This window comes from Phocaeicola salanitronis DSM 18170 (assembly GCF_000190575.1).
In the GTDB taxonomy this organism is placed as follows: Bacteria; Bacteroidota; Bacteroidia; order Bacteroidales; family Bacteroidaceae; genus Phocaeicola; species Phocaeicola salanitronis.
This window is the reverse complement of the sequence record NC_015164.1, coordinates 1,100,969-1,116,439: the sequence shown is the minus strand read 5'-3', so window position 1 is coordinate 1,116,439 and position 15,471 is coordinate 1,100,969. Positions and strand designations below refer to the sequence as shown.

At 49.4% G+C, this 15,471-nt stretch carries 10 protein-coding genes; 5 read left to right on the top strand and 5 right to left on the bottom strand.

The genetic code is table 11. The features are described from left to right. Window positions 1-93 precede the first annotated feature (93 nt). Window positions 94-1,329 carry a DUF4861 domain-containing protein gene (locus tag BACSA_RS04920; RefSeq protein ID WP_013617013.1) on the bottom strand — a complete coding sequence of 412 codons (1,236 nt, stop codon included), beginning with the start codon at window positions 1,327-1,329 and terminating at the stop codon, window positions 94-96. Between the two features lie 167 nt (window positions 1,330-1,496). Between BACSA_RS04920 and BACSA_RS04915 the strand changes: the two genes are divergently transcribed. From BACSA_RS04915 to BACSA_RS04905, 3 genes are all read left to right on the top strand, one after another. Beyond that, complete coding sequence (locus BACSA_RS04915) at window positions 1,497-3,434, top strand: glycoside hydrolase family 97 protein (RefSeq protein WP_013617012.1); 1,938 nt, start codon at window positions 1,497-1,499, stop codon at window positions 3,432-3,434. A 19-nt stretch (window positions 3,435-3,453) separates the two neighbouring features. Then, a complete protein-coding gene (locus BACSA_RS04910) occupies window positions 3,454-4,680 on the top strand; it encodes a glycoside hydrolase family 88 protein (protein ID WP_013617011.1) in 1,227 nt (408 codons plus the stop codon). A 184-nt stretch (window positions 4,681-4,864) separates the two neighbouring features. Continuing rightward, window positions 4,865-7,327: a glycoside hydrolase family 95 protein gene (locus BACSA_RS04905; RefSeq protein ID WP_013617010.1), complete on the top strand. Its 2,463-nt coding sequence runs from the start codon at window positions 4,865-4,867 to the stop codon at window positions 7,325-7,327. 113 nt (window positions 7,328-7,440) lie between these two features. On the opposite strand, the gene yihA is transcribed toward BACSA_RS04905, so the two are convergent. The 4 genes from yihA to BACSA_RS04885 all read right to left on the bottom strand — a co-directional run bounded on the left by yihA (window position 7,441) and on the right by BACSA_RS04885 (window position 12,500). Continuing rightward, window positions 7,441-8,043 carry a ribosome biogenesis GTP-binding protein YihA/YsxC gene (yihA, locus tag BACSA_RS04900; protein ID WP_013617009.1) on the bottom strand — a complete coding sequence of 201 codons (603 nt, stop codon included), beginning with the start codon at window positions 8,041-8,043 and terminating at the stop codon, window positions 7,441-7,443. A 57-nt stretch (window positions 8,044-8,100) separates the two neighbouring features. Next, a complete protein-coding gene (locus BACSA_RS04895; RefSeq protein ID WP_013617008.1) occupies window positions 8,101-9,321 on the bottom strand; it encodes a CobW family GTP-binding protein in 1,221 nt (406 codons plus the stop codon). 164 nt (window positions 9,322-9,485) lie between these two features. Further along, window positions 9,486-10,460, bottom strand: coding sequence for a DUF362 domain-containing protein (locus BACSA_RS04890; RefSeq protein ID WP_013617006.1), 975 nt, complete (start codon window positions 10,458-10,460; stop codon window positions 9,486-9,488). A 207-nt stretch (window positions 10,461-10,667) separates the two neighbouring features. Next, window positions 10,668-12,500, bottom strand: coding sequence for a TonB-dependent receptor plug domain-containing protein (locus BACSA_RS04885; RefSeq protein WP_245546622.1), 1,833 nt, complete (start codon window positions 12,498-12,500; stop codon window positions 10,668-10,670). A gap of 318 nt (window positions 12,501-12,818) precedes the next feature. Here BACSA_RS04885 and BACSA_RS04880 point away from each other — a divergent pair, with 318 nt between their 5' ends. Both BACSA_RS04880 and rpsA read left to right on the top strand, forming a co-directional pair. Next, window positions 12,819-13,523, top strand: a complete 705-nt coding sequence (locus BACSA_RS04880; RefSeq protein WP_013617003.1) for an SIMPL domain-containing protein — start codon at window positions 12,819-12,821, stop codon at window positions 13,521-13,523. Between the two features lie 112 nt (window positions 13,524-13,635). After that, window positions 13,636-15,426 carry a 30S ribosomal protein S1 gene (rpsA, locus tag BACSA_RS04875; RefSeq protein ID WP_013617002.1) on the top strand — a complete coding sequence of 597 codons (1,791 nt, stop codon included), beginning with the start codon at window positions 13,636-13,638 and terminating at the stop codon, window positions 15,424-15,426. The last annotated feature ends 45 nt before the right edge of the window (window positions 15,427-15,471 follow it).

Genomic DNA, 15,471 nt, shown 5'->3' with positions numbered 1-15,471 from the left:
TCCTATGTGGTGAAAACAGACTTTGCAAGCGGTGCAAAGTTAGATTCAGAGGTCTGAATTGCATTTTACATGTTTTTCAAGGTGCCGGAAAGCTTACTTTACGGTCACTTGCAGCGGGTGGCGCACCTGTTTTGCATAGGCTTTCAGGTAATCGGTCCACGATTCATCCGTGTCGAAGCCGTATTTGCTCCAGCCCGAACCCCAGTAATAGGTGAAGGTGTCGCCGGGACGGTAGGTACAGATTCCTAATACGTGTCCCAACGCATCGCCCGCGGGCTTGTCGAAGAGCTGCACTTTGGTCTGCACCGCCGTGTCGGGGAATACGGCACCCACATAAACGATGCCGTTGTCCGATTGAGGTTCGGTGGTAGGGTCGGCGTAGGCGATATATCCCTCCTGTGCGTTGTGGGCATAGCCTTCGGCATTGGCGGCATGGAGCACGATTCCTCCTGCCACGGGGGTGGGTTGGCTCAGGTTGGCATACGTCACGGTAGTCTGGTTCAGCTGCGAGCCTTTGTCGAGCCGGATGATGCGGGTTTCCACTACGTCCGAGTCATTGCCTATTACCAGCGGGTTGAAGGTAAGTTTCACGGTGAAGCGCAACGGACCGTTGTCCAGAATTTCATATTCTTTATAACAATACGGATAGACGATGGCAGAGTCGGGCATCAGTGCCGAGGTGCCTCCGCCTAATGTGGGGCCTACGGCATAGCAGTCCATTCCGTTGCCGTGGTCTACGTGGTAGGAGATTTGACGTACCAGTTCGTCGGCTTCCTGTTTTTTGCCAGCCTTGCGCAGGGCGTTGATTTTTGCCCAGGCGGCGGTGTCCAGTTCCATTGCGTAGCGGTCTTCCACTACCAGGCGGTCGGTGTTCTTGGTGAACACGTCGTAGCCGTATGCCTGTTCGCCTTTCTGTTGCAGGGCGGGTCCGTAGGCACGGTAGGCGGCGCGGTCGTTTTCCCAGGCTATGTCGTCCAGACGTTCGGGGTAATGCCTTCCGTATGCTACGGTGTCGGTTTCAGCCGGTGTCCCTTGCCGGATGGTATATGCTTCGGTTCCTTTTGCCGATACCGATACGGGGAATATCAGTTTTCCGTCGTGGGTAAGCTGGTAAGGGATTTCTTGGGCTTGTGCGTTGCAGACGATGATGTGCGCCGTGTCGGGCAGGTTCAGCGATTGGAACACTTGTGCGGCGGGCACTTCTATCATTTCGCCCGTGCGTTCGGCATCGAGCGGGTTGGTTACGGTCACGGTGACCGTTTGGGGATTTCCGCACCCCCACAGGCAGGCTCCCAGAGCCGTTGCCGTCAGAAGTACAATCTTGTTCATAGTTTTTTTATATTAAGTAGGTTTGTTTCTTTGGGGGCAAAGGTATGGATTTCTTGCGTTTAGCCAACAGATTTGCAGAAAAATTCGTTCGGATGAAAAATAATTGCATTTTGGTTGAGTGGTTTTGCCTGTTCGTTCGTATTCCTTGACAAAAAGACTAAATTCGTATGAAACATTTTGTAGCAGGAATAATGATGTGTGTGGCGGGCGTTTCGATGTACGCTGCCGCACCGGAGAAATTGGAAGTGAAGTCCCCTGACGGGACGCAGCAGGTCGAGTTCTACGTGTCGCGTTCGGCTTCGGGGGCGAATGTGCTTTGTTATCAAGTGTATTATAAAGGTGAAAAGGTGATTGGTTCATCGCGTGCAGGACTGGAGTTGGACAACCGGGTATGGGAGATGGCATTGGGCAAGCGCAGCCTTCCCCAGCCCGATTGCTGGATGGATACGATGGAGGCTGACTCGGTGTCGTACGGAAGTTGTGACGAGACATGGCATCCGCTGTATGGCGAACGGGGCACGGTGCGCGACCGCCACAATAGCGGTACGCTGTACTTGTCGCGCAAGGACGGTTCGGGTTACCGGATGAACATCGAGGTACGTGCGTATGATGAGGGCATCGCCTTCCGCTATTTCTTCCCTGAGCATCCGCAGGCCATCTTCCATAAGGTCGTGGGTGACTTGACAGAATATACGCTGCCCGAAGGCACGAAGGCATGGGCGGAGCAGTGGGCGCAGGCTCCGTTCGAGCACGTGGATGTGAATGCGCTCAAGCAGCCGGTGGAGCGTGCATTGACGCTGGAACTTCCCGGCGGAACGTGGATGGCATTGGCTGATGCCGATGTAGACGACTGGTGCCTGACCAAGTTTCTCGCCTCTCAGGAGAAGCCGAATACCTTGACGTCGGTGATGTACAGTCCGGTGGATGCCGTAACCTACTTCGCTTCGCCGTGGAAAGTGATTATGGTGGCGGACAAGCCCGGTGAATTGCTGGAGCATAACGATATCATCCAAAATCTGAACCCGCCGTGCGAGATAGCCGATGTCTCGTGGATAAAGCCCGGCAAGATTATGCGCGAGACCACGCTTACCACGGCTGGGGCAATGGAGACAATTGATTTTTGCGCGGCGCACAAGATTCCTTATATGTTGTTCGACTGGCAATGGTATATGCCCTGTACTTCATTCGACGGAGATGCCACGCAGGTGGTGTCCAAACTCGACTTGCCCAAGGTGATAGCATACGGGAAGAAGAAAGGTGTAGGGGTATGGCTTTACGTCAACCAGCACGCCTTGCAGAAGCAGATGCGTGAGCTGTTCCCGCTGCTGCGCAAATGGGGCGTAGTGGGCGTGAAGTCGGGTTTTGTGCAATATGCTTCCCACCGTTGGGCGGTATGGTTGCACGACATGGTGCGCTATGCTGCCGAGAACCGGCTGATGATAAATATCCACGACGAGTTCCGTCCGTCGGGTTTCAGCCGTACCTATCCCAACTTGCTGACGCAAGAAGGCATCCATGGCAACGAGGAGTTTCCCGATGCCACGCATAATACTATTCTGCCTTTTACCCGTATGATAAACGGGGCGGCAGACTATACTATCTGTTATTACGACAAACGTCTGAAAACCACCCACGCTCATCAATTGGCTGCATCGCTGGTATTTTACAGCCCGTTGCAGACACTGTTCTGGTATGATAAGCCTTCCTTCTATGGAGGCGAACCCGAAATAACGTGGTTCGAGCAGTTGCAGACGGTGTTTGATGACACGAAAGTCTTGGGAGGGGAGCCGGGCAAGTATGTGAGCATAGCCCGCCGCAGCGGAAAGACTTGGTTCGTAGGGCTGTTGGGTAACAACGAAGCTTCTTCCCGGCAGATTGACTTGTCTTTTCTTGATGAAGGGCAGACATACATTGCCTATGTGTATGCCGACGGTGGAGAAGAGACGGGCACACGTACGCAAGTGAAATGTTCCGAATGGTTGGTTGATGGCAAACAGGCGTTGCGCTTTGCCTTGAAGCCACGCGGAGGGGCGGCGGTTCGCCTGGTTCCCGTGTCGGACCAGGATGACAGAAAAGTGGAATCTTATCAAGGACAATTATTATAACATACAATAGAAGGAAAATATGAAAACAAGAAATTGGTTGATTGGAATCGGGTTAGTTTGTCTGACGGCTTGTGCAGATACAAAATCTGGCGATGTGTCCGGGCGGTTTGATGCAGACGAAGCATTGGCATATTGTGATGCTCAGGTGCGCCGCACGTTAGACGAGCTGGCTCAACGCGATGGGGGAGTGGATTATACGATGATGCCCCGGAACATAGCCGACAGTGCCTCGCATTGGTACTGCAGCAAAGTGACAAAGGATGAGTGGTGTGCCGGCTTCTGGCCTGGTATCCTGTGGTATGATTATGAGTATACGAATGACCCTGCCATCCGGCAGGAGGCAGAGAAGTTTACCGCTTCGTTAGAATATCTCACCTATGAGCCTGCATACGACCACGATTTGGGATTCCTGATGTTTTGCAGTTATGGGAACGGCTACCGCCTGACACGTAATGAATCTTATCGGCAAGCTATCTTGCGCAGTGCCGAAGCCCTTTCGGCATTGTTCAATCCGAAGGTGGGTACCATGCTTTCGTGGCCCCGTAATGTAGCCATGTTTGGTGGGCATAACACCATAATGGACAATATGATAAACCTGGAGATGTTGTTTTGGGCGGCAAAGAACGGAGGCGATAAAAAGCTGTATGATATGGCGGTGTCCCACGCCGATACTACGATGAAATATCATTTCCGTCCCGACTATACATCGTATCACGTGGCTGTATATGATACCTTGACGGGCGAGTTTGTCAAGGGAGTCACCCATCAGGGATATGACGATAACAGCATGTGGGCACGTGGACAGGCATGGGCTATTTATGGCTATACGGTGGTGTATCGCGAAACGAAAGAGCCGCGTTTCCTCGATTTCGTGCAAAAGGTGGCAGACGTGTATCTGGAACATTTGCCCGATGATTATGTTCCTTATTGGGATTTTAATGACCCTGCCATTCCATACGCGCCCCGCGATGCTTCGGCAGCCTGTGTAGTAGCTTCGGCATTGCTTGAATTATCCGGATATGTATCACCGGAAAAGGGGCAGGAATACAAGAAGGCTGCAGTCTGTATGCTGGAAAGTCTGAGTTCGGACAAATACCGTAGCGGGAAAAGCAAGCCGGCTTTCCTGTTGCATTCCACCGGAAATTATCCGAGTCATTCCGAAATCGATGCGGCAATCATCTATGCCGATTATTATTACATCGAAGCTTTGATGAGGCTGAAGCAGATGAAGCAGATGAAGTCGTAAGGCTGTATTTTTTGTGCCGGATTGTTTGATATTGGCTCAAAAAGTGTATCTTTGGCGGTAAATGATAAAAACGCAATTCACCACAGAGGGCACAGGGTATCACAGAGTCCTTAAAATTTTCCTCTGTGTACCTCTGTGCCCTCTGTGGTGAGATAGTATTAATCTTATAACATATACTTATACCATGAAGAAAAAAATCTTTTTGGCGGCGTGTCTCTGTTCGGCAATTGCTGTATCCTCGTGGGCGGAAAGCCTGAAGCTTTGGTACAGACAGCCTGCACATGTCTGGGTAGAGGCTTTGCCTCTTGGCAATTCGAATATGGGAGTGATGGTGTACGGCGGTACCGGGGTAGAACAGTTGCAGTTGAACGAGGAGACGATGTGGGGAGGAGGACCTCACCGCAATGATAATCCCAAAGCTTTGCAGGCTCTTCCGGAAGTGCGGAAGCTTATTTTCGATAACCGGAACATGGAGGCACAGCAATTGATTGACAAAACATTCTATTCGGGACGCAACGGGATGCCTTACCAGACCATCGGCAGCCTGATGATTGAGCAACCCGGACACGAACATGCTACGGATTATTACCGTGACTTGGATTTGGAACGTGCCGTGGCTACTGTCCGTTATCAAGTAGACGGAGTGACTTACCGGCGCGAAGTGTTTGCTTCGTTGGTGGATAAGGTGATAAGGGTGCACCTGACGGCAGACCGTCCGGGAATGTTGACTTTTACGCTCGGTTACCAGAGTCCGCTGACACGGCATCAGGTGACGTGCAAAGGAAAGACATTGGTCTTGACCGGAAACGGTGAGGACCATGAAGGTGTGAAGGGTGTTATCCGGATGGAAACGGGTACACAGGTTATGGCTAAAGGTGGAAAGGTAAAGGCTCAAGGAGACAAGTTGTGTGTAGAAGGGGCGGACGAAGTGACGCTCTACGTGGCATCTGCTACCAATTTCCGCTCATATAACGATGTGAGCGGAAATCCGCACCGTAGCGTGCAAGAACTGTTGAAGAAAGCAGTGAAGACCTCTTATACTCAGGCATTGGCCGACCATGAGGCTTATTATCGGAAACAGTTTGACCGTGTACGGCTCGACTTGGGAGAAGGGCAGGGAGACCAATGGGAGACAACTGAACGGATACGCCGTTTCAACGAGGGTAAGGACGTATCGCTGGCGGCACTGATGTTTCAGTATGGGCGTTACTTGCTCATTTCTTCTTCGCAGCCGGGAGGACAGGCTGCGAACCTGCAAGGGATATGGAATGATAAATTGCTGGCTCCCTGGGACGGGAAATATACCATCAACATCAATACCGAAATGAATTACTGGCCTGCCGAGGTGACCAATTTGCCGGAAACGCACCAGCCTTTGTTCGAACTGGTAAAGGAGCTTTCGCAGACCGGGCAGGAAACGGCGCGTGTGATGTATGGAGCGAACGGATGGGTGGCACATCATAATACAGATATTTGGCGATGCACCGGTCCGGTGGATAAAGCGTTTTATGGAACATGGCCCAATGGAGGAGCATGGCTGACCACACATTTATGGCAACATTATCTTTATACAGGAGACAAGGAATTTCTGGAAGAAGTTTATCCGGCATTGAAAGGGGCTGCTGATTTTTATTTGTCTTATTTGATTCCTCATCCAAAATACGGTTGGATGGTGGAAGCTCCTTCCATGTCACCCGAACATGGTCCGCAAGGTGAGAATACCGGAAAAGCTTCTACGATTGTAGCAGGTTGTACGATGGACAATCAGATTGTGTTTGATGTGCTGAACAATGCGTTGCATGCTACCCGGATTTTAGATGGCTCTGTTGCTTATCAGGATTCTTTGCGGTGGATGATTGAGCAGCTTCCGCCAATGCAGATAGGTCAATACAATCAGTTGCAGGAATGGCTCGAAGACTTGGATAATCCGCGCGACCGGCACCGACACATATCACATGCATACGGGCTGTTCCCCAGCAATCAGATATCGCCGTATGCGCATCCGCTTCTTTTTCAGGCTATCAAGAACACCATGCTTCAGCGGGGCGATGAGGCTACGGGGTGGTCTATCGGTTGGAAAATCAATTTATGGGCGCGTCTGCTCGACGGTAATCATGCCTATAAGATGATTGGCAATATGCTGAAACTGCTTCCTTCCGATAGCGTGAAAACGCAATATCCCGAAGGACGTACCTATCCTAATCTTTTTGATGCCCATCCGCCTTTCCAGATTGACGGGAATTTTGGTTATACGGCCGGTGTGGCTGAAATGTTGATGCAGAGCCATGACGGTGCGGTTCATCTGTTGCCTGCATTGCCCGATGTGTGGGTAAAAGGGAGCGTCAAGGGATTGGTGGCACGCGGAGGATTTGTGGTTGATATGGAATGGGACGGCGTACAATTGGCTAAGGCAAAGATTCATTCACGTTTAGGAGGGAATCTTCGTTTGCGTTCTTACGTGCCGTTAAAAGGAAAAGGTTTGAAACCGGTTTCAGGAAAGAATCCGAATCCGTTTTATCAGCAGGCGCAGATAAAAGAACCTTTGGTATCGAAGGACATTCATCCTCAACGTCCGATTTTGTATCAGGTTTACGAATATGATTTGGATACTGTAGCCGGAGAAGATTATCAGGTGGAGCGGATGTAAATGAAAAAGCCGATTCAAAATGAATGCCCTTTATTTGCGGTTGAAGTGCTGCAGATAAAGGGCATTGTTTATTTGAAAACGCTTCGAGGAAGTGCGATGGGATTTGCGTGAAATTATTCTTGTAACGATTTGTTGATTGAGTCAATGTAATCGAGCACCTCTTTTCTTCCCGTCTTTTTTTCGGCAGAAGTGATGAAATAAGCCGGAAGTTCTTCCCATTGTTCTTTCAGTGTATTCAGAAACCGTTCGACATTTTGTTGGGTTTTTACGATGTTTTGCTTGTCGGCTTTGGTAAATACAAGTGCAAAGGGAACGCTGTTCTCGCCCAGCCATTCGATGAATTCCAAGTCTATTTTCTGAGGTTCCAGCCGGCTGTCTATCAGTACGAACAAGCACGTCATCTGCATGCGCTCCAATACGTAATGTTGAATGATGTTTTTAATTTGTTCCATCACTTTCTTTCCACGTTGTGCATAACCGTAACCCGGAAGGTCGACCAAGTACCATGAGTTATTAATCAGGAAATGGTTAATCAGCAAGGTCTTTCCGGGCGTAGATGAGGTCATGGCCAGTTTCGAATGGTTGGTCAGCATATTGATGAGGCTGGATTTGCCTACGTTCGAGCGTCCGATGAACGCATATTCGGGCAGATTCCCTTCGGGACACATATCTGCCCGCGAGTTGCTTATTACAAATTTGGCACTTGTTATTTCCATGTTGTTCCTGATTTATTATTTATAATTGTCGTTGATGATATTGAATGTTTTTGCGTTCTATTCCGTTTCTAAGCATTCATCCAAATCATGGGTGATTTGTTCCTTGTCAAGATGTTGCCCGATGAAAACCAGCTTGATCATGCGGTCTCCGTATTTCTCGTCCCAGTCGCGCATCAGTCCGGGCTCTTGCATCATCAGCTTGATAAGGTCTTCTTCGGGAGCGGTGGCATACCATAATCCTGCCTCTTTCAGTTGCTTTTGGCGTCCGGCCTGTTCGAAGAGGTAAGACATGTCACGGTTATGGCTGAAGTAGCATACGCCTTTGGTACGGATGATGTTTTTGGGCCATTTGGTCGCGATGTAATGGTCTAGCTTGTGGATGTCGAATGCCGGACGGCGGTAATAGACAAACGTGCCGATGCCGTATTCTTCCGCTTCCCCTTCATCGTGATGATGGTGATGCTCATGGTGATGTCCGCCTTCTTCATCGTGATGATGTTCTTCGGGATGATGTCCGTGCGCCTCACGTTCCTCTTCTTCGCTGGCGGCACGTTCGATGCCCCGGATCCACCCGGCGGAAGTGGCTACACGCTCGAAGTCGAAAGAATGCGTATGGAGCAGTTTGTCGAGGTTGACATCCCCGTAATCGCATTCGATAATCTCAGCCGTGGGCTGGATGGTGCGGATGATTTGCTTGATGCGGTTCAGTTCTTCGGGTTTTACTTCGGAAGCCTTGTTCAGCAAGATGATGTTGCAAAACTCGATTTGCTGGATAATAAGGTTTTCGATATTTTCTTCATCGATGTGTGTGCGGGTAAGATTGTCTCCGCATGCAAACTCGTCCTGCATGCGCAGGGCGTCCACTACGGTTACGATACAATCCAGCCGGCATACGCCGTATTTGGTATATGCGCCTCCCAGTGAAGGAATGGAGCAAATGGTCTGTGCGATGGGTTCCGGTTCACAGATGCCACTGGCTTCGATGACGATATAGTCGAAGCGTTGGCTTTTCATCAGGTCGAACAACTGTTCTATCAGGTCGGTCTTCAGGGTACAGCAGATACATCCGTTCTGAAGCGATACCAGACTGTCGTCTTTCTTGTCTACAATTCCTCCCTTTTGGATTAAGTCGGCATCAATATTCACTTCGCCCAAGTCGTTTACAATGACGGCAAATTTGATACCTCGTTTATTGGATAGAATACGGTTTACCAAAGTGGTTTTGCCGCTTCCCAGATAACCGGTCAGGAGCAGCACCGGAATTTCTTTTGCATTCATTTTTGTTAGCGATTAAAAAAACAATGCAAAAATACGGTTTTATTATGAGATTTACAATTGACGGGATTTACTATTTTGCTATTTACGATTTACTATTTACCATATATTTATGTCACGCTGGATTTGTAATCGTAAATAGCAAAATAGTAAATCGTAAATCCCTGTTAGTCCAGCTCTACCAGTTCATATTTCTGGCTTCCGATGCCTAATTGTTCGGCATAGTCGAGGGTGTGCATACCGTGGCGCGAGTCGATGCGCTCTATCAGGTGGATTTTCCCGTGGTCTTTCGAAGAGCGGACCAGGTCGGTACAAGCTTTGTCCAATGCGACGGGGTCGAGCGAGGCAAGGATGCCGATGTCGCCCATTTGAGGATCGGCAGGAGAGGAGTCGCAATCGCAATCCACCGAGAGGTTGTTGGCCACGCTGATGTAGAGAATGTTTTCTCCGCAATGGTCGATAACCGCCTTGGCGGCTTCTGCCATGGATTCCAGAAAGTCATCTTGTTCCGGATTGCCCCAGCTGGTCGTGCTGGCACCTGCGGAGTGGATGTTCCGTTTCCCGTTCGACGAGGCGATGCCGATGGAGATGTTCTTGATGGCACCCCCGAATCCTCCCATGGCATGTCCTTTGAAGTGGGAGAGTACAACGGTAAAGTCATAGTTCAGGTAATTCTTCCCTACGATATCCGATTTCAGATGCTTGCCGCCTGTAACCGGTAATTCCGTTTCGCCTTCGGCATCCATGATGTCCACCGGAGCGATGGCGGTGAAGCCGTGGTCTTTAGCCGCTTGCAGGTGGCTCTGGGTATCTCCGCGCTTTCCTCCGTAGGCGGTATTACATTCTACGATAGTGCCGTTCACTTTTTGCACCAGGTCTTTTATCAATGAGGGCTGAAGGAAGTTGTGTCCGCCCGGTTCGCCGGTGCTGAGCTTTACCGCCACTTTCCCCTTGGCTTCACGCCCTAAGGCTTCGTAGATTTTGACCAAGTTCTCTGAATTGATTTCTTTGTAGAAATACACTTTCGGAAGGTTCTCGTTGCTCTCGGCAGCCTTGTTTTCCGAGGATTGCGCATGTCCGCATCCGACGGTGCTTGCCAGTGTGAATGCCGCGCAGATTAAAGTTTGAAATGTCTTTTTCATGTTTCGTTTTATTTTAGGGTAAATAGAATTCTTTCGTTATATAATGCCTGTAATTGACCCATGTAATGGTATTCGAAAACGAATATATACTGCCTTTGCCGATGCAGTTATCTTCGAAGGCAGTTTCATATATACTGAAACTGCCTTCGAAGTATATATTCGTTTGGAAAGTGATATATCTGGCATAATCCGGACATTTATATGGGATTAGAAATGGATATGGATTCCTCCCAAGAATGTGGCTTTCGGCATGGGATAGCCAGCCATGATTTCGTAGCGTTGTGCCAAGAGGTTCTCGCCGCGCACAAAGAGCGAGGCATACGGGCACAGGCGGTAGCTGGCACGCAGGTTCCAAAGCACGAAGTCCTCGGTACTGGCAGGGCTGACGGAGGTATATAGCCCTTTGATGTACTGGATGCCGGTCGACACGCCCCAGCTTCCTTGCCGGAAGTTGGCGCCGGCATACAGCTTGTGCTCTGGAGCCGAGATGACCGGATGTTCCATGTGCACCCAGCTGTAGTTGGCGTTTACGTTCCATTGGCGGTTGATGCGGTAGGCAATGTTCCCTTCCGCTCCCCAGTTCTCGATTTCGCCCGAGTTGACGTTGTGGGGGCGTCCGTCTACAGGAGTCGTCATAATCAGGTTGTCTCCATTTATATAATAGAGGTTTACGCCGTAGCTCAGGGCACCGTCTAAAAGGTGCTGGGTGTACGAAAGCTCGTAGTTCATCATCCGTTCCGGCTTCAGGTCGGGATTCTGTGGCGGGAACATATACATTTCGCGGATGGTAGGGTTACGGAAACCTTTGCTCACCATGGCTTTCAGTTCGGCGTTCTTGGGCAGGTGGAAGGCAAGCCCGCCTTGTGGAACCAGTTCGGTGCCTACGTGTGAGTGGTGGTCGACACGTAATCCTACGTTGAGCGAGAGCCATGTTCCGATGTCCTGACGGAAATCGACGTAACCGGCAAACTCGTCTTGCTTCTTGTCTACGCCCGGTGTGCGTGCTCCGTCGGCTATGGCTTCGTTCCACGATTCTCCGCCGAAGTGTTGGTAGTCGAAGCCCAAGGTCAGGCGGTTGCCCGTATAGAGTTCGGCGCTCTGATACCACGACACGCCCATCATCAGGTCTTTCGAGTGGAAGAGGGAGGTTTGCGGCTCTTCGCCGGCATGGTATCCGTCGTTTATCTTGTGCCTTCCCCAGTTGTAGAAGAAGCTCAATGCGCCCGAAGTCCGTTCGTACCGGTTCTCCAGCATAGCCGAAGCCATTCCTCTTGTAATCCGTGAGTCGTTGTCGAAAAGCCGGTCGGAAACCTCTCCGGGATTGGAAGCGTTGAAGTGGGTCACGTTGACATCTCCCCATAGCTTCCAGTTCGGGTTAAAGTCGTATGCTAATTTGGCATAGCCTCCATATTGCTCGAACGCCATGTCGGGGCGGTGTCCGTCGGTGCGGATATACGATGCCGATACGGTGCTGCTGAACCGTCCTTTCTTCACGCGGTTGGTCGCTTCCGCCTGTGCTGTCCCATACGAGCCGCCTCCTAAATTGATGTCCGTCTTCACGCCGTCTTCCTGCATTTTCCGTGTGACGATGTTGATGACTCCCCCCATGGCATTGGAACCGTAAAGCACCGATGCCGGTCCGCGCAACACTTCCACACGCTCGGCAAGCATGGTCTGGTAAGCATCGGAAATAGGATGCCCGAAAAGTCCCATGTATTGCGGATGCCCGTCGATAAGCACCAGCATCTGTGCGCTTCCCGACATGCCGCGCAGGCTGATGCCTCCGGCTGCACCGGTAGATACGCCATATCCCATTACGCCCCGGCTGGTAACGAAAAGCCCCGGAACTTGCTCGGTCAGTGCCGGAAGCACGGAAGGCTGGTAACGGTTTTCCAGTTGGGTGCGGTTTACTATCGAAATGGTCATGGGAAGGTGGCGGATATCCGTCGCGTTGCGTGTGCCGGTCACTACCACTTCGTCCAATGCGTAATTGCGTTGGGAAGTCAATGTATCTGTCAGTTCCGAAGCGTGTAGTGCCATCGGAATCAGGCTATAAGCCAAGAGGGATAAGCAGGTTATCTTTTTCATCTTCTTTCGTTAAATGATAAATAATAAGGCAAAATCGGTTTTACCGCAAACCATTTTTGCTATGATTTGCAATGCAAAGGTAGAAGATTCATTCAAATGGGAAGGTAACTTAATTACAGATTTCATTACCTATTTTACGGCAACGGCGTTTCCGGTCGAACAATAGATGCTTTTCATTGTTTTATTTTAACGGAAAGAATGCGTTAAGATTGCGGATTTTTTCGTACCTTGTCCTTTAATAATAGAATTAACTTAAAAAGCAGACAGATTATGAAGAATTGGAGAATTGAAGCCATTATTTTGGCGGTAGGCATGATTGTGCTGGGTATATTTGTTAAAAGCGGAATAACCTCGTTTGCCGAGCGCGACCGCAGTGTGAATGTGAAAGGGCTTGCTGAAGAAGAGGTTCCGGCAGATAAGGTTACGTGGCCTTTGGTGTATAAAAGCTTGGGTAACGACCTGAATGCACTTTATGATGAAATCAAGCGTTCGAACCAGACCATTGTGCAGTTCTTGAAAGAAAAGGGCATTGCCGAGACTGAAATCAGCGTGAATGCTCCGGAGATTATCGACCTTAAGGCAGAACGTTATAGCAATCAGGAGAATGTGCCGTACCGCTATAATGTGACTTCGGTGATTACCGTAACTTCGAACAAAGTGGACCTGATCCGTGATTTGGTGACTGAGCAAGGGGAATTGCTGAAGCGGGGCATTGCCGTTACGGGCGGTGATTACCGCTATAATATCCAATATGAATATACAGGGCTGAATACCATCAAGCCGAAAATGATAGAAGAAGCTACCAAGAACGCACGCGAGGCCGCCGAGAAGTTTGCAAAGGATTCGGATAGCAAGTTAGGGAAAATCCGCCATGCCTATCAGGGTCAGTTCAGTATCACCGACCGCGATGCCAATACTCCTTATATTAAGAAGGTAAGGGTAGTCACTACGATAGATTATTCATTGGAAGATTAAAAAAACGGATAAAAGTTTTCACTTTCAGGAATTTGTTATACCTTTGCACCCGATTTAGATCAATATAAAGTCTAACACAATTAGTTATTTACAAAACAATTATTTAAACTTAATGGAAAACTTAAAAGACGTAAAGCCCATTGAAGATTTCAATTGGGATGCTTATGAAAGCGGTGAGTCAGCATCAAGCATAAGCAAAGAAGAACAAGAAAAGGCTTATGACAACACCTTGAACAAGGTAGGCGACCATGAGGTGGTTGACGGTACCGTAATCGCAATGAACAAACGTGAGGTTGTAGTGAACATCGGCTACAAGTCAGACGGTATTATTCCGCTGAGCGAATTCCGCTACAATCCCGACCTGAAGGTAGGCGACACTGTAGAAGTGTACATCGAAAACCAGGAAGACAAGAAAGGACAACTGATCTTGTCGCACAAGAAAGCGCGTGCTACACGTTCTTGGGACCGTGTCAACGCAGCACTCGAAAACGAAGAAATTATCAAGGGTTACATCAAGTGCCGTACGAAAGGCGGTATGATTGTAGACGTATTCGGCATCGAAGCATTCTTGCCGGGTTCGCAAATCGATGTGAAACCTATCCGCGACTACGATGTGTTCGTAGGCAAGACGATGGAATTCAAGGTTGTAAAAATCAATCAGGAATTCAAGAATGTGGTTGTTTCGCACAAGGCGCTTATCGAAGCCGAACTGGAACAACAGAAGAAAGAAATCATCAGCAAGCTCGAAAAAGGCCAGGTACTGGAAGGTACTGTCAAGAATATCACTTCTTACGGCGTATTCATCGACTTGGGCGGCGTAGACGGTTTGATCCACATCACCGACTTGTCGTGGGGCCGTGTAAGCGATCCGCATGAAGTCGTTCAGTTGGATCAGAAACTGAATGTAGTTATTCTTGACTTCGATGACGAAAAGAAACGCATCGCTTTGGGCTTGAAGCAACTGACTCCGCATCCATGGGACAGCCTCGATCCGAACTTGAAGGTAGGCGACCATGTGAAAGGCAAAGTTGTCGTTATGGCTGATTACGGAGCATTCGTTGAAATCGCTCCGGGCGTAGAAGGACTGATTCACGTATCAGAAATGTCTTGGTCGCAACACTTGCGTTCGGCTCAGGACTTCATGAAGGTAGGCGATGAAATCGAAGCCGTTATCCTGACACTCGACCGCGACGAACGCAAGATGTCTTTGGGCATCAAGCAGCTGAAACCGGATCCATGGGAAACGATTGAAGAGAAATACCCCGTAGGCTCTAAGCACACGGCTAAGGTACGCAACTTCACCAACTTCGGCGTATTCGTAGAAATCGAAGAAGGTGTAGACGGACTGATTCACATCTCTGACCTGTCTTGGACGAAGAAAATCAAACATCCGTCAGAATTCACTCAGATCGGTGCAGACATCGATGTAGTAGTTCTGGAAATCGACAAGGAAAACCGTCGCCTGAGCTTGGGTCACAAGCAATTGGAAGAAAATCCGTGGGATGTATTCGAAACCGTATTTACAGTAGGTTCGGTACACGAAGGACGCATCATCGAAATGCTGGATAAGGGTGCCGTTATCGCATTGCCTTACGGTGTAGAAGGTTTCGCAACTCCGAAACACCTGGTAAAAGAAGACGGATCTCAAGCTCAGCTCGATGAAAAGCTTCCGTTCAAGGTCATCGAATTCAATAAGGACGCTAAACGCATTATCTTGTCTCACAGCCGTATCTTCGAAGATGCTCAGAAGGCTGAAGAAAAGGCAGAAAAGAAGGCTAAGAAGGCTGCAGCTAAGAAAGAAGACGCTCCGATGATTCAGAATCAGGCTGCTTCTACTACCTTAGGCGATATCGATGCTTTGGCAGCATTGAAACAACAGCTGGAAGAAGGCGGAAAGAAATAAGATAAACTCTTCTCCTTGTTATAATATAAAAAGGATATACCCTTG

Bases quoted from the DNA above. Each gene is read 5' to 3' on its own strand.
- BACSA_RS04880 (WP_013617003.1), top strand. From the start codon at position 12,819: ATGAAGAATTGGAGAATTGAAGCCATTATTTTGGCGGTAGGCATGATT.
- yihA (WP_013617009.1), bottom strand. From the start codon at position 8,043: ATGGAAATAACAAGTGCCAAATTTGTAATAAGCAACTCGCGGGCAGAT.
- BACSA_RS04920 (WP_013617013.1), bottom strand. From the start codon at position 1,329: ATGAACAAGATTGTACTTCTGACGGCAACGGCTCTGGGAGCCTGCCTG.
- BACSA_RS04885 (WP_245546622.1), bottom strand. From the start codon at position 12,500: ATGGCACTACACGCTTCGGAACTGACAGATACATTGACTTCCCAACGC.
- BACSA_RS04915 (WP_013617012.1), top strand. From the start codon at position 1,497: ATGAAACATTTTGTAGCAGGAATAATGATGTGTGTGGCGGGCGTTTCG.
- BACSA_RS04905 (WP_013617010.1), top strand. From the start codon at position 4,865: ATGAAGAAAAAAATCTTTTTGGCGGCGTGTCTCTGTTCGGCAATTGCT.
- BACSA_RS04890 (WP_013617006.1), bottom strand. From the start codon at position 10,460: ATGAAAAAGACATTTCAAACTTTAATCTGCGCGGCATTCACACTGGCA.
- BACSA_RS04910 (WP_013617011.1), top strand. From the start codon at position 3,454: ATGAAAACAAGAAATTGGTTGATTGGAATCGGGTTAGTTTGTCTGACG.
- BACSA_RS04895 (WP_013617008.1), bottom strand. From the start codon at position 9,321: ATGAATGCAAAAGAAATTCCGGTGCTGCTCCTGACCGGTTATCTGGGA.
- rpsA (WP_013617002.1), top strand. From the start codon at position 13,636: ATGGAAAACTTAAAAGACGTAAAGCCCATTGAAGATTTCAATTGGGAT.